The following is a 13,870-nucleotide window of genomic DNA, read 5'->3' as shown; positions in this document are numbered from 1 at the left end:
GGATTCAGCCCCAGCCGACCACGTCGGCGACGGGCCGCAGGAGCCCCGCGACCGCCCGCTCGAGCGCACTCTCGTCGACCGCGGCGAGCGCCGACTCCGGATCGAGCACCAGGGCGCCGCCCCAGCCCATCACCTCGTACTCCACCAGGGTGCGCGCGAGCGTCTCGGGCGACCGCCAGGCGCGGAGGAGGTTCGCCCGTCCGAACGCGTGCGCGGCGCGTGCTCCCTCCCCGTGCGCGGCGCGGCCGTCGAGGACGGTGCGCAGCACGGTCTCGAGGGTCGGGATGCCCTGGCCGGCCGGGGAGACGACCTGCCAGGTGAGGGAGGGGCGGCTCGAGCGCAGGCCCCGCGCGACCTGGGCGACCGCATCGCCGCCGGCGGAGCGCAGTGCGGCGGGGACGAGCGGCTCGGCCCCCGCGGTGAGGCGGCACAGCGCCAGGAACGTCGCAGCGTGGCCGACTTCGCCGGACGGGTCCGCGCCGGTGACGATCGTGCTCTCGTAGCCCTGCTCGCGGGACTGGTGCAGAGCGCTCGGCAGCGGAGCCGCGGCGGGCACGGAGACGGGCCGGGACGTCTCGCGGACGGCGCGTTCGGGCCCGACCACGGCGAGCACCGGATCCCCGGCTCCCTGGGCGCGCTCGAGCGTCAGGGCGGTCCAGGCCGCGGCGCCCTCCGGAGGGAGCACCGCGGTGAGGCTCTGCGCCCCGGCCGTCGCCGTCCACGCGAGCGAGACCGCTCCGGGGGGAACGGCCGAGCGGAGGCGGGCAGCGCGGTCGGGCCCGTCGTCTCCGGCCGGGTCGCGCCAGCCGAGGGCGACGACGGCGAAGCGGGAGCGCTCGTCGACGACGGCGAGCGGGGGTGCGGCGGTCATGGGCTCCTCCTTCCGGGACGGGTGGAGGCGGCGGGAACGCCCAGTGCGGCGAAGGGCTGCTCGGCGAGGCGGGCCGCGGCGTCCGCGAGCAGCGGGCGCGGCGGCCGCGCGGCGAGGGAGTCGACGAGCTCGCCCGCGAAGCCGGGCGCACCGCGCAGCAGGGCATCCCGGGCGACGGTGCGGGCCAGACGCTCGTCGTCGTGCACCAGCCGCTCCGCACGCAGCACCGCGCGATGCCGGGCGTGCTCGAGGGCGGAGTCGTCGCTCACCGCGAGGGCGCGGAGGCGGTGCCACGGATCGACGGGCACGGCGGTGTCGTCGACCAGCACGAAGAGGTCGTCGGCGACGGTGTCGCCCGGGCCGAAGAGTCCGGCGCTCGCGTCGAGTCCGGCCTGCGCAGCGAGCGCCTCGGCGGCGATCAGGTCGCCGAGCAGCTCGTCGGAGACGCGGGTCGACGGCGCGGCGGCGGTCGCGGCGAGCCGGCGGGCGGCGGGCTCGGCGCGGTACTCGGGGCGGGCCGTCCCAGGTGGGACGGCGACCGGTCCTGCCGCGCGATCGGGCGCCTCCGCGAGGGCCGCGACCAGGCGGTCCAGGAGCCGGGCGGGGTCGTCGGCCGTGACGCCGACCAGCACGGAGCCGGCCGGGCTGTAGTGGCGCCGGTGCAGCGCGCGCAGGACGGGCTCGGTCGCGCGGCCCTCGAGGTCGAGGTCGCCGCTGCCGTCGTGCGCGTTGGGGGCGTCGGCCCAGTAGCGGGCGGTCAGGTGCGGCCACGGCAGCACGCCGCCCGGAGCGGGGGCGAGGCGCGCGGCCCGCTCAGAGGCGACCGCGCGGATCTGCTCCGCGATCTGCTCCGGCAGGAAGGCGGGGCGGAAGACCTGCTCGACGAGCCGCTCCGCGATCACGGCGGCCGACCCGGGAGAACCCGTCTCGAAGAACTCGGAGTAGTCGAGGTGCGTGTGACCGCCGAGGACGCCGCCGCTCTCGGCGACGCGGGTCTGCCGGACGAGACCGGCGACCCCCTCACTGTCCTGGTAGACGAGGTGCTCGATCAGGTGCAGCATCCCCTCCTCGCCGTCGCGCTCGTGGCGCATGCCGGCGGGCACGGCGAGGGCGACCGAGTCGTTGCGGACCTCCGGCCGGTGCACGACGAGCGCGCGGGCGCCGGAGGGCAGGGCGGCGGACAGGGTCGGGACGTCGCGGGCGCTCATTCCGCCCGCTCCCCCAGCTGTGCGGCGGACAGGCGCAGCAGCAGCCGCGCCTGATCGCTGCTGGCGCCCCCGGAGCGGTGCCAGTCGACGGCGTGCTGGGCCAGCCGGAACGCGGTGCCGACGCGCAGCAGCTCGGCGTCGTGGTCCTCCTCGAGCGAGAGTCCGCGGCGGAGCGCGTCGAGGGCCGGGCGGAGCGCGGGGTGGAAGGCGTGCAGCTCTGCGAGCTCCCCGAGCACCCAGGCGGCGTCCCAGACCGGGTCGGCGAGCCCGACGTCCTCGCCCGTGAGCAGAGCGACGCGGGTCCCGTCGACGACGAGGTGGGCGAGGCCGGGGTGGCCGTGGACCACGACCGCGGCCGGCGAGGCGACGACCGCCTCCGCCCAGTCGGCGAGCTCGAGGAGACCGCCGGCGCCGAGCTCCTCGGCGGCGGGCGCCCAGCCACCGGCGAGCCAGCCGCGGGCGCGCTGCAGCGGACGCGGAGGGAGCGGCTCCCCGGCGGGCCGGGCGCCGTGGAGCGCGTCCAGCGCGCCCTTCCACTCGCGGCCGACGGAGACGAGCGCCTCCTCCGACAGCTCGTGGAGGAGCGCGGGCAGCAGGGCGCGGGCGGTGGTGCGGTAGCGGCGGATCGACGGGTCGGCGCCTCCCGGCACGATCCGGGGATCGGGCGCTGCGAGGCGGACGGGCACCGGCGAGAACGGCAGCGGCGCCTGCTCTCCGAGGCGGCGGGTCCAGACGGTGGTCCCGTCGGGTCCGGCCGAGAGCTCGGTGACGAGCAGCCCGGTGACGAGGGCCCGCGGAGGGGCAGTGGTGCTCACGCCGACCTCGCCTCCTCCGCGGCAGCCGGTGCCGTGCGCAGCGACTCCAGGTGGCGCAGCACCGCGGGGAACGCGGGCGGCACCCAGGCGAGCGCCGTGTCGCTGGACTCGCTCGGCCCGGGCACGGGGTCGATGACGGTGAAGTTGGCCGGCTCGCGCAGCAGCGCGAGGGTGGACTCGACGACCGGGTTGCCGAGCGCCCGCGGCGGGAGCGACGGAGCGATGCACACCGGCGCCTCCGTCGTGAGGGCCGCGAGCAGCGACGGGGAGTCGGTGATGCCGTGCGCGAGGCGCGAGGCGTAGTCGAGGGTGGCCGGGTAGATCAGGATGAGGTCGGCCCACTCGGCGAGGTCGACGTGGGCGACGACGATCTCGTCGTCCCAGCGGTCGTCCTGGATCCGGCCGCGCAGTCGCGACTCCAGGTTGTGCCGGGTGGTGAAGCGGTAGGCCGAGTCGCGGACGAGCACGCGGAACTCGGTGGCCGGAGCGGCGGCGCGCGCCCACTGGATCCAGTAGGGCATGACCTGGGTCATGGCGGAGCCGGTCAGGACGAGGGCCACCCGGGAGTAGCCGAAGCGGCCGAGCGAGAGGTCGGAGAGTGCGGCGCTCTGCGCACCGGGCGGGGTGGTCATGGCGGTCTCCTCAGAGGGCGGCGGGCGGGAGGGCTGATCGGGTCACGGCCGGCGGTGAGGACGGCGGCGGACGGGCGGACCGTGCCCGCGGAAAGGGCGGACGGGGATGGGCGGACGGCGCGAGCGGACGGCACGCGCCCGGGAGGGGCCGGGGCGACGCGGTCGAGGACCGGTCGCCCCGTGCCCGTCAGCACCCTGCGGTGAGGGTGACGCCGATGATGACGCCGGCGCAGAACGGGGTGGTGGCGGGCGCCTCGGAGGCGGCGTCGGTGCCGATCTCGTCGGCGGCGGTGAAGGTGTCGTGGGCGGTGGCGAGCTCGGCGAGGTCGGCGGGCTGGACGGTCTGGGCGGTGATGGTCGACATGGTGTTCTCCTTGGATGAGTGGTGGCGGCGGATCCGCCGGGTCGTGCGGGGAGTGGTGCGGGTGGTCCGGCCGGAGGGCCGGGGAGCGGGTGCTGCGGGAGCACCCGGGCGGGAGGAGGGCCGGGTCAGCAGCCCGCGCCGAGGGTGGCGCCGACGATGATGCCGACGCACAGGGGCGTGGTGGCGGGCGCCTCGGTCGCGGCGTCCGAGCCGAGCTCGTCGACGGTGGCGAAGGTGTCGTGCGCTCCCGCGAGGGCGGTGAGGTCGGCGGACTGGGCGTCGGTGGAGATGGTGGTCATGATGTGTCCCTTTCGTGGAGTACCTCGGGCCGAGGTGGTGGTCCCCTCGGGATCGAGGGGAGGTTCGTGGGGCCCTAGCGGGCGGTGAGTCCCGGGCGGTCCGGGTCGATGCGCGCGGCGCGGGCGGCGTCGGCCCAGGCGTCGGCGGCGGGGATCGTCTCGGCCGAGGAGCGCAGGAGCGCTTCGGCGAGGACGCGGGAGCGGTGCTGGCCGAAGCTCAGTCCGCGGTAGGAGGAGCGCTCGTCGGCCGGGTCCTCGGCGTAGGCGAGGCCGTCGGCGAGCCTCTCGGCGAAGGCCGAGACGGCGGTGCGGGGCGAGGGCCGGGCATCGAGCAGCGGAGTGATCCTCCGGGCGACGTCGTCGGCGGAGTCGGCGGGCAGGTAGACGACGAGGGCGTCGGAGCGGGGGAAGGCCCGCGGGTCCGAGAGCGCCTTGGCCTGGTGGCGGGCTCCGGAGGCGGCGAGCGCCTCCAGGAGCGGGCCCCACAGGGCGAGCGCGTCCTCCGCGGAGTCGGCGACGAGCGAGAGGCGCACGACCCGGTCGGCGGGATCGAGTCCCATCGGGCCGAGGGCGAGGAGGTAGCCGGGAGTGGTGCGGGTGCGCCAGCTCGGCAGCCGGACGCCGGCGACGGCCCCGTCGGCGGAGCGGACGAGATCGACCTCGGGCACGAGGACCCGGACGCGGCCCAGCTCGACGACCCGGCGCTCCTCCCCCTGCACAGTGGCGGAGCCGAGCACCCCGGAGGGAGCGGGCTGCAGGACCGTGCGGTGCGGGATCGCGTCGATCAGCCGGGGGGCGAGGTCCTGGCCGTCGCCTCCGGCGGTCTCGCCGAGCAGCGGGTTCCGGAGGTGCAGGTGGGTGTAGAGGGTGGCGGCGAGTCGGGCCCGCAGCTCGATCGGCCCGGTGGCCTCGATCACGGTCCCGTCGACCTCGGCCCGCAGCCGGGCGGCGTCGACGCTGATCACGGCCTCGTCGAGGACGGAGCGGGTGGTGAGGGCGGTCATCGCGGGCTCCTGTCGAATCCGAGGGCGGTGGAGTAGGCGGAGGGGGCGAGCAGGACGCGGCGGCCGATGCCGGCGGCGGCCCGCTCGATCCCGGGGAGGCGGGAGACCATCGAGGCCCGGGCGAGGGTGCGGTCGACGAGGTGCCAGCCCAGGTGGGCGGTGGCGCGGACGGCGAGAGCGTCGTCCGCGCCGGCGGTCTCGGCGGCGTAGGCGAGCCACATCCGCCGGATCCTCGGGACCAGTGCCGCCATCCGCTCCGCGATGCGGGCGTCCGCGGCCGCGGTGTCGAAGGCGAGGGGAGGAGCGGAGGCGCCCTCCCGGGTGGTCACGGTGTCGAGCACCGCGCGGTGGATCCACTCCCCCGCCAGCGTGCCGAGGTCGCGGGCCGGATCCCCGATCCCGAACTCCTCCCAGTCGAGCAGCTGGAGGCGCCCGTCGCGGAGGTGGAACTGGTCGAGGCGGAGGTCGCCGTGGATCGGGGCCGTGCGGTTGCCGCTCTCCCACTCGCGGAGATCCTCCGTGGCCGAGACGAGCTGCTCGTCGTGCTGCAGGTCGCCCCAGAAGGCGAGCTCGGCGAGGGTGAGGTCGACGTAGCGGGTGTGCGGGATGCCGACGCGCAGCATCTCGACGGGAGGGCTGGGGTGCGAGGTCGCGGTGAGGCCCGCCACCGGGCCGGCGTGCAGCCGGGCCAGGAGCCGGCCGGCCTGTTCGGGGAAGTCCGCGGGGACGCGCTCCTCCACGAGCAGGAGGGCCAGGCTGGTGCCGGGGCAGTGCTCGAACACCAGCAGGGAGTCGTCCTCGTCGGCCGCCAGCAGGCGGGGTCCGGCCGGGGCGTGCTCGGGGCTCCGGGCGGCGAAGCCGGCGAAGTCCCTGGAGCGGCGGAAGGCCGCGGGGCCCGCCGTCCGGGGCGAGACGTGCTTGACGAAGACGCGGGCGCCGTCGTCGAGGGTCATCGTCCACGACGCGTTCCGGCCGGCGAAGGCGGGGCGGTCGATCGCGGCGACGCGGTGGCGTCCGCCGCCGAGCAGCCGCTCGGTCGAGGCCGCCGCCCGGAGGGCCGCCGGATCCGCGGGGCGGTGCCCGGGGGTCGCGGGGCGGAGCCCGGGAGTCGCGAGGAGAGTCACGATCGTGTCCTTCGGTCGGTCGAGCGGATCAGAAGAGGTAGGTGACGACGAGGTAGGCGCCGCCCGCTCCCCCGACGAGGAGGGCGGTGTTGACGAGCAGCTTCTTGAGGGGCGAGGGGCGGGTCGAGGCGGTGCGCGAGGTGGTCATGGTGGTGTCCTTCCGAGGGGTGGTGGTGGTGGATATCGGGAGCCGGGCCTAGGAGGCGTCGGCGGCCTTGAGGGAGGCGCGGAGCGAGACGCGGGAGCCGGTGCGGAGCGCGTTGTTGCGGTAGACGCGGACGACCAGGCGGAACAGCAGCGGCACCGTGATCGCGGCGACGACGGCGGCGATCACCATCTCGGGGGTGCCGACCGAGTCGAGGCCGAAGCGCATCGGCATCAGGTAGGAGGAGAAGAGGGGGACGAAGGAGAGCGCGTGCACCCAGGCCTCGTCGAGGTTCGCCGGCACCACGTAGAGCGCGATGATCAGCAGCGCCATCTGCACGACGGAGAGCGGCATGGCGGCGGTGCCCAGGTCCTCCTGCCTCGACACGGTCGAGGCGAGCAGGGTGCTGAGGAGCGCGAAGAGCACGTAGCCCTGCAGGAACCAGACGAGGAACCAGACCAGGCTCGGGCCGAGCTCGATCTCGAGGACCGACCACCCGCCGACCACGCTGAACCCGCCGACGACGGCGCCGCCGATCACGAGCAGCTGGGCCAGGGTCACCAGGCCGACGCCGATCATCTTCCCGGCGAGCAGCGGGGCGACGCCGATCTTCGTCAGCAGGATCTCGACGATCCGGGACGACTTCTCCTCGACCACCCCCGAGGCCAGACTCGACGAGGAGTAGACCATCGCGGCGAGCAGGGCGCTGATCATCGCGGTCGCGAACAGGATCCGGGTGTCGAGGACCACGGTCCCCGCCTCCCTCGTCGCGTCGACCAGGAACCAGCCGCCGATCCCGGCGCCGAGGCCGGCGATCGCGGCCAGCGCGAGGGTCGCGGTGAGGATCGTGCGGTTCCCGGTGCGGGTCAGGATCTCGCGGCGGACGATCGTCGCGGCTCCCCGGGCCGGCGTCGGAGGAGCGGAGCTCTCGGCGGTCCGGGCGTGGGCGGCGCGGGGGTGCGTGGTGGTCATCGTCCTGCTCCTTGGATCTCGAGGCGGCGCTCGGCCGCAGGGGTGGAGGCGGCGGTGAGCCGCTCGGACAGCAGCTCGGTCAGCGAGCGCTGCGCGGTGCGGATGCTCCGGAGGCCGCCGTGGCGGGTGAGGGTCGCGAGCACCTGCTCGGGGACGTCCCGGCCGCTGCCCTCGATCGAGACGAGCAGCGACTCCGGCTCACCGGGGACCGGCTCGGCCGACAGTCCCGGTGTGACGCCGAGCTCGGCGACGAGCAGGTCGTCCAGGGGGCGGGAGAACTGCAGCTGCCAGCGGCTGCGGCCGTCGTCCTGCAGCTCGGCCACCGCTCCGCTCGCGGTCACACGGCCGGAGTCGAGCACGCAGACGGTGTCGCAGAGGCGCTCGACCAGGTCGAGCTGGTGGGAGGAGAAGAGCACGCCGACGCCGCGGGCGGACTGCTGCCGGATCAGGCCGGCCATCGTCTCCACGGCGACCGGGTCGAGCCCCGAGAAGGGCTCGTCCAGCACCAGGAGCGACGGATCGCCCACCAGGGACACGGCCAGCTGCACGCGCTGCTGGTTGCCGAGCGAGAGGTCCTGCACCAGCGTGTCGGCCCGCTCGGCCAGGCCCAGCGCGTCGATCACCTCCTCGGCGGTCTCACGGGCTCCCCGGGCGTCGTGCCCCTCGAGCAGAGCGAAGTGGATCACCTGCTCGCGGACCCGCATCTGCGGGTAGAGGCCGCGCTCCTCCGGCATGTAGCCGATCGAGCGGCGGTCCTCGGCGGTGATCGGCGCGCCGTCCCAGGTGATGGTCCCCGTGTCGGGGGTGAGCAGGCCCAGGATCAGCCGCATCGTCGTGGTCTTGCCGGCGCCGTTGCCGCCGATGAAGCCGACGATCTCGCCGCGGCCCACGGACAGGTCCACGTCGTGCAGGACCCGGTGGCCGCCGAATGCACGGCTCACGCCGCTGAGCTGAAGCCCTCGCATGTCATCTCCTCGAAGTCATTTCTCTTGACTCCTCAGACGCTACGGACGCTCTCGCGACGGGCTCCTGTACTTCGGTACAGCGCCGAGGTGGCCGAAAGTGCAGGTCCCGCATCACCGGACGTGCAGGTCCCGAGGCGGCCGCGCGTGCAGGTCCGGGGGCGGCCCGGGTGCGGGCCGCCTGCGTCCCGAGCACGACGGACGCCCCCGTGCTCGTCCGGTCGGCGACCGGAGCGCACAGGGGCGTCCGTGGAGGAGGAGGGGCGGGGTCAGGCCGTCGCGCAGCTCCCGTCGACCTCGCCGATGACGCCGTCCGTCACCGACACGACCGCGCAGTTCGGGTAGCCCCGCTGCGGCCGGTGCGCGGGGTGGAGCGCACGGAGGATGCTCCCGAGCACCGCTCCGTGCGTCACGACCAGCACGTCCCCGTGCTCCGCCGCCGGCGCGAACCGCGCGATCGCGGCCTCCACGCGGGCGCGCACGGTGGCACCGCTGTCGGCCCGGCCGGAGGGGTCGTGGCGGTGGATCGCGTCGAGCACCGAGTCGAGACCGGCGTCGGTCATCCGCGGCCAGTCGGCGGAGGAGGGCACGTAGGAGTAGCCGTGATCGGCGAACACCGGCTCCCAGAGCGAGGCGTTCGGCTGCCCCTCGAAGGCGCCGAAGTGCCACTCGCGGAGCTCGACCATCGGCTCGGCCTCGAGCGACGGGTGCCCGGCGAGCGCCGCCGCCGCCGTGGTGCGGGCGCGGGTGAGGTCGCTCGTGAACGCCGCGACGAGCGGCACGCCGCGCATCCGCTCGCCGAGGGCCGCCGCCTGGCGCTCGCCGCGCTCGGTCAGCGGCGAGTCGCACCAGCCCTGCAGCTGGCCGGCGACGTTGAAGAGGGTCTCGGCGTGGCGGACGAGGTGGATCGTGCCGCTCACGGGCGCGCGCTCGCGGGCGTCGTCGGGCGGGCGGGGGTGGTGCGGTGCATGCGGTTCTCCGGGGTCAGCGCGCTACTCCGGAGCGGCGCGCGCGATGTGGAGGGCCAGGAAGGCGACCTCCTCGTTGGGCAGGGCGGCCTGGTACTCGGCCGCCACGAAGGAGCGCACGCGCTCGGCGGAGGCGATCGCGCGCGGGTAGCGGGCGCTGAGGCTGGTGAAGAGGAAGTCGTCCTCGCTCTCGAGCAGGCCGCCCGAGAAGAAGCGCTCGGCGAAGTACTGCAGGTGCGCCACGAAGCGGGCGGAGCGGAGGTCGTCGCGGTCGAGCGCGGCTCCGCTGGAGTGCTGGATGATCGCGGTCACCGAGCGGATGAGCTGCACGATCCGGAGCGAGTCGATCCCGACCTTGCCGAGCTCCGCGTTGGCGAGATGGAAGGCGACGTTCGCGGCCTCGTCGGCGGGCAGCTCCACGTCCAGGCGCTCGCGCATCCGCTCGACCGCCCGCTCCCCCACCGCGTACTGCACGGGGTAGACCGTCCGCATCTCCCAGGCCAGCCGGTTGGCGACCGAGAGCCCGCGCCGCTGCCGCTCCACCGCGAAGTGCAGGTGGTCGGTGAGCGCGAGGTACACGTGGGGGTCGAGCTTCAGCCCCTGCTCCTCCGCATCGGCGACGACCGCGCGGGTGAGCTCGACGAACTCCGGCGGGATCTGCGCCAGGAGCTCGACGAGGTTGCGCTGATCCGAGTCGTCCAGCGCCACGAACACCTGGTCGACGCTCGAGGGCTCGATCGCCTCGCCGGCCTTCGCTCCGAAGCCGATCCCCCTGCCCAGGAGCACGCGCTCGACGCCGCGCTCGTCGACGACGAGGACGACGCTCGAGTTGAGCACCTTCTTGATGGTCTGCATGCGTGTCTCCGTCGACGGCCGCGTCAGGGCTGGGGTGGGGGTGGCGGGGCCTCTGCCCGGAGAGCCGGACGGCGCCTCCGGGCAGAGGAGGATCATCCCAGATCCGCGCCGTTGGAGGCGATGACCTTCTGGTACCAGAAGAACGAGTCCTTCCGGTAGCGCTCGGTGCTGCCGTGGCCGAGGTCGTCCATGTCGACGAAGACGAACCCGTAGCGCTTCGAGATCTGCGAGCTGGAGGCGCTGATCAGGTCGATCGGCGCCCAGCTCACGTAGCCGAGCAGCTCCACGCCCTCGTCCACCGCCTGGATCATCTGCTCGAAGTGCGCGCGGAAGTAGTCGATCCGGTACGGGTCGTGGACCCGGCCGTCCTCGGTCAGCTCGTCGCGCATCCCGAGGCCGTTCTCGACGATGAACAGCGGCTTGCCGTAGCGGTCGTAGAGGTCGATCAGCGAGATCCGCAGGCCGACGGGGTCGATCTGCCAGCCCCACTCGCTCGACTCGAGGAACGGGTTCTTGACGCCGAGGACCGTGTTGCCGGGGGTGCGCTCGGCGTCGGGGCGGACGGACTCCGTCATCGACATGTAGTAGCTGAACGAGATGAAGTCGACCGGGTGCTCGCTCAGCAGCTCGACGTCGCCCGACTCGAACGGGATCTCGACCCCGCGGCTCTCGAGCGCCCGCAGCGCCAGGCGCGGGTAGGCGCCGCCCGCCTGGACGTCGGTGCAGAGGTAGAGCATCCGCTCCTTCGCCTGCGTCGCCGCGACGTCGTCGGGGTGGCAGGTGTTGGGGTAGGTGGTCAGCATCGTGAGCATGCAGCCCATCCGCGACGCGGGCCACAGCTCCTTCAGCGTCCTCGTGACCGAGGCGGAGGCGACGAACTGGTGGTGCAGCGCCGTGTAGCAGGCCTGCTCCACGCTGCCCTCGACGGTCTCCTCGATGATCCCGCCCGAGGTGAACGGGTGGCGGATGATGCCGTCGATCTCGTTGAACGTCAGCCACATGTCGACGAGGTGGCCGAAGCGCTCGAAGCAGGTGCGGGCGAAGCGCTCGAACAGCCCGATCGTGCGGCGGTCGACCCAGCCGTTGTGCTTCAGCGCGAGCGCGAGCGGCGGGTCGTAGTGCGAGAGCGTGACCAGCGGCTCGATCCCGAGGCGCCGCATCTCGGTGAAGAGGGCGAGGTAGTAGGCGATGCCCTCCTCGAGCGGCTCCGCCTCCTCCCCCGTCGGGTAGAGGCGGGTCCAGGCGATCGAGACGCGGAGGGTGGTGAAGCCCATCTCGGCGAACAGCGCGAGGTCGCCGGGGTAGCGGTGGTAGAAGTCGATGCCGCGGCGCTTGGGGTAGTACTCGGTGTCGTCGTCGGACATCGCCGCCGTGATGCTCTCCACCGTGTTGCGGTGGTGGATCGCGTACTCCTTCGGGTCCGCCTTCGGCTTGTAGGAGGCGACGTCGCTGACCGCCGGGCCGCGCCCGCCCTCGCGCCACGCGCCCTCGACCTGGTTGGCGGCGAGGGCGCCGCCCCATCGGAATCCGTCAGGAAGCGCCATCGGCGAGCTCCTTCTCTCTCTGCGTCACGGTCATGATCCGGTCGCCGGCGGTGATCCGCTCGGCGGCCTCGACGAGCACGGTGTACTCGGCGGAGTTGGTCACGAGCACCGGGGTCGTGGTGTCGTAGCCGGCCGCGGTGATCGCGGCCAGGTCGGCGGTGAGGAGGAGCTGCCCGGCCTCGACCCGGTCGCCGACCGCGACGTGCGTCTCGAACGGCGCGCCGTCCAGCTGCACCGTGTCGATGCCGACGTGGATGAGCACCTCGACGCCGTCCGCGCGGCGGAGCCCCACGGCGTGGCGGGAGGACAGCAGTGCGATGACCTCGCCGGCGAACGGCGCCCGGACGGCTCCGTCGGTGGGGCGGATCGCGAGCCCCTCGCCGAGCACGCCGGCCGAGAACACGGGGTCCGGCACCTCCGAGAGGGGGATGACGGAGCCGGTGAGCGGCGCCTGCAGCGCGAGCGGGCTCCCGGCGGCGGCCGCCACGTCGCCGAGCGCCTGGACGCTGGCGGAGGCGTCGTCGCGCCAGATGACGAAGGAGACGACGAACGAGACGGCGACCGAGATCAGCAGGCCGATCACGGCGTTGAGCAGGTTCCAGGGGTTCAGCCCGTCGATGAACATCGAGATGCTCGCGACGCCGGGGCTGACCAGCGCGAACGCGGCGACCTGGGTGGCGCCGATGTAGGCGCCTCCGACCACGCTGCCCGTGATGACGGAGACCAGGGCGCGCTTGTTCTGCAGCGTGACGCCGTAGAGCGCCGGCTCGGTGATCCCGAAGAGGGCCGAGAGGCCGCCCGAGAAGGCGGTGGCGCGGAGGGTCGCGCTCTTGGTGCGCAGGGCGATCGCGAGGCTGGAGCCGGCCTCCGCCGCGTTGTGGGCGAGCGAGGAGGCGAGGTAGAAGGTGTCCTTGCCCGCGCTGGCCATCGTCGCGATGGTCGGCGGGATGAACGCCTTGTGCATGCCGACCGAGATGATCAGCGGGAGCACGCCGGCCAGCAGCGCGACGGCCACCCAGCCGAGCGCCCCGTAGAGGCCGATCATCGCGCCGGTGAGCATCGAGCCGAGCCAGTAGCCGAGGGGGCCGAGCAGGAAGATCGTGGCCGGAGCGACGATCACGAGGCACATCAGCGGCACGTAGAACGTGCGGATCGGGCCCCACGAGTGCTTCGTGAAGAAGCGCTCGACGACCGAGAGCAGCAGCACGGCCAGGATCGCCGGGAACACCTGCGCGTTGTAGGCGATGACCGGCACCGGGATGCCGAAGAGCGCGACGCCGCCCTCCTGGTTGAGCAGCGTCGTGAACGCCGGGAAGACCAGGACGCCGACGAGCCCGAGCGCCAGCGGCCGGTTCACGTCGAGCTTCTTCGCGCTCGTGTACGCGACCAGCAGCGGCAGGAAGCCGAACACCGCGTCCGGGATGGCGGACAGCAGCTTGAAGTCGTCGGAGGCCGGGTCGAGCCAGCCCAGCGCCGAGGCGAGGACGAGGAACGACTTGAAGATGCCGGCGCCCGCGATGGCCGGGATGATCGGCGTGAACACGCTGACCACGAAGTCCATGATCGTCGCGCCGAGGCGCTTGAGGGACCGCGGCTGCTTCGCCTGCTCTGCGGATGCGGTGGTGCCGCCGCGCAGCTTCTCGACCGCCGCGTACATCTCGCTGACGCCGCTGCCGACGATGACCTGCGTCTGCGGGCCGGTGACGACGCCGATCACGCCGGGCACCGCCTTCAACGCCTCGACGTCGGCCTTCGCGTCGTCCGCCAGCGCGAACCGCAGACGGGTCGAGCAGTGCTGCAGCTTCGCCACGTTGGCGGCGCCGCCGACGTGCTCGAGGATCGCCTTCGCGCTCTCCTGGGTACTCATCGGTACTCCTCCGGGTGTGTGGGGACGCGCGCTTCCCTGCGCTGTGCTGCCCGGCCGTCCGTCGCCGTCCCCGCCCCCTCCGGCACCGTCATCGGTGCTCCGGCGGAGCGTCAGGAGGCGTCCGGGCACAAAAAAAGGACCCGACGACGCTCAATACGCGTTTCGTCGGATCCTGCCTGCACGACCAGTCACATGTCCGGGAGCGACGCTAACACGGGGGTGGGTGGGGCGTCAAAGAGG

Annotated in this window: 14 protein-coding genes; all 14 read right to left on the bottom strand. The window is 73.9% G+C overall.

What is annotated here, in order from left to right; translation table 11 throughout:
* Positions 1-4: 4 nt before the first annotated feature.
* The 14 genes from C5B92_RS03660 to C5B92_RS03605 all read right to left on the bottom strand — a co-directional run bounded on the left by C5B92_RS03660 (position 5) and on the right by C5B92_RS03605 (position 13,630).
* Positions 5-871, bottom strand: a complete 867-nt coding sequence (locus C5B92_RS03660) for a hypothetical protein (RefSeq protein WP_104350077.1) — start codon at positions 869-871, stop codon at positions 5-7.
* Complete coding sequence (locus C5B92_RS03655; RefSeq protein WP_104350076.1) at positions 868-2,079, bottom strand: pitrilysin family protein; 1,212 nt, start codon at positions 2,077-2,079, stop codon at positions 868-870. The genes C5B92_RS03660 and C5B92_RS03655 overlap by 4 nt, the downstream gene beginning before the upstream one ends.
* Complete coding sequence (locus C5B92_RS03650) at positions 2,076-2,894, bottom strand: hypothetical protein (protein WP_104225099.1); 819 nt, start codon at positions 2,892-2,894, stop codon at positions 2,076-2,078. Before C5B92_RS03650 ends, C5B92_RS03655 begins: the two co-directional genes overlap by 4 nt.
* Positions 2,891-3,526, bottom strand: coding sequence for a flavoprotein (locus C5B92_RS03645; protein WP_104225100.1), 636 nt, complete (start codon positions 3,524-3,526; stop codon positions 2,891-2,893). The genes C5B92_RS03650 and C5B92_RS03645 overlap by 4 nt, the downstream gene beginning before the upstream one ends.
* Before the next feature lie 187 nt (positions 3,527-3,713).
* On the bottom strand, positions 3,714-3,890 hold the full coding sequence (locus C5B92_RS17145; RefSeq protein WP_181028725.1) for a hypothetical protein: 177 nt from the start codon (positions 3,888-3,890) through the stop codon (positions 3,714-3,716).
* A 125-nt stretch (positions 3,891-4,015) separates the two neighbouring features.
* Complete coding sequence (locus C5B92_RS17140) at positions 4,016-4,189, bottom strand: hypothetical protein (RefSeq protein WP_181027122.1); 174 nt, start codon at positions 4,187-4,189, stop codon at positions 4,016-4,018.
* Positions 4,190-4,263: 74 nt separating this feature from the next.
* On the bottom strand, positions 4,264-5,193 hold the full coding sequence (locus C5B92_RS03640) for a T3SS effector HopA1 family protein (protein WP_104237819.1): 930 nt from the start codon (positions 5,191-5,193) through the stop codon (positions 4,264-4,266).
* On the bottom strand, positions 5,190-6,317 hold the full coding sequence (gene lxmK, locus C5B92_RS03635; RefSeq protein WP_258059357.1) for a class V lanthionine synthetase subunit LxmK: 1,128 nt from the start codon (positions 6,315-6,317) through the stop codon (positions 5,190-5,192). Before lxmK ends, C5B92_RS03640 begins: the two co-directional genes overlap by 4 nt.
* A 196-nt stretch (positions 6,318-6,513) precedes the next feature.
* Positions 6,514-7,434: an ABC transporter permease gene (locus C5B92_RS03630; RefSeq protein ID WP_104225127.1), complete on the bottom strand. Its 921-nt coding sequence runs from the start codon at positions 7,432-7,434 to the stop codon at positions 6,514-6,516.
* Complete coding sequence (locus tag C5B92_RS03625; RefSeq protein WP_258059757.1) at positions 7,431-8,375, bottom strand: ABC transporter ATP-binding protein; 945 nt, start codon at positions 8,373-8,375, stop codon at positions 7,431-7,433. The genes C5B92_RS03630 and C5B92_RS03625 overlap by 4 nt, the downstream gene beginning before the upstream one ends.
* Before the next feature lie 290 nt (positions 8,376-8,665).
* A complete protein-coding gene (locus C5B92_RS03620; protein WP_104350075.1) occupies positions 8,666-9,316 on the bottom strand; it encodes a histidine phosphatase family protein in 651 nt (216 codons plus the stop codon).
* 72 nt (positions 9,317-9,388) lie between these two features.
* Entirely contained in the window at positions 9,389-10,219 is an 831-nt protein-coding gene (locus tag C5B92_RS03615) for a PRD domain-containing protein (protein WP_104225973.1), read from the bottom strand.
* Positions 10,220-10,311: 92 nt separating this feature from the next.
* Complete coding sequence (locus C5B92_RS03610) at positions 10,312-11,763, bottom strand: glycoside hydrolase family 1 protein (protein WP_104350074.1); 1,452 nt, start codon at positions 11,761-11,763, stop codon at positions 10,312-10,314.
* Positions 11,750-13,630 (bottom strand): beta-glucoside-specific PTS transporter subunit IIABC, encoded by a 1,881-nt coding sequence (locus tag C5B92_RS03605; RefSeq protein ID WP_104350073.1) that lies wholly within the window; start codon positions 13,628-13,630, stop codon positions 11,750-11,752. Before C5B92_RS03605 ends, C5B92_RS03610 begins: the two co-directional genes overlap by 14 nt.
* Positions 13,631-13,870: the final 240 nt, after the last annotated feature.

Origin of the sequence: Rathayibacter sp. AY1A4, from assembly GCF_002930955.1 — a bacterium.
Lineage (GTDB): Bacteria > Actinomycetota > Actinomycetes > Actinomycetales > Microbacteriaceae > Rathayibacter.
Note: the sequence above shows the minus strand (reverse complement) of the source record. Positions and strands in the feature narration are given on the sequence as shown.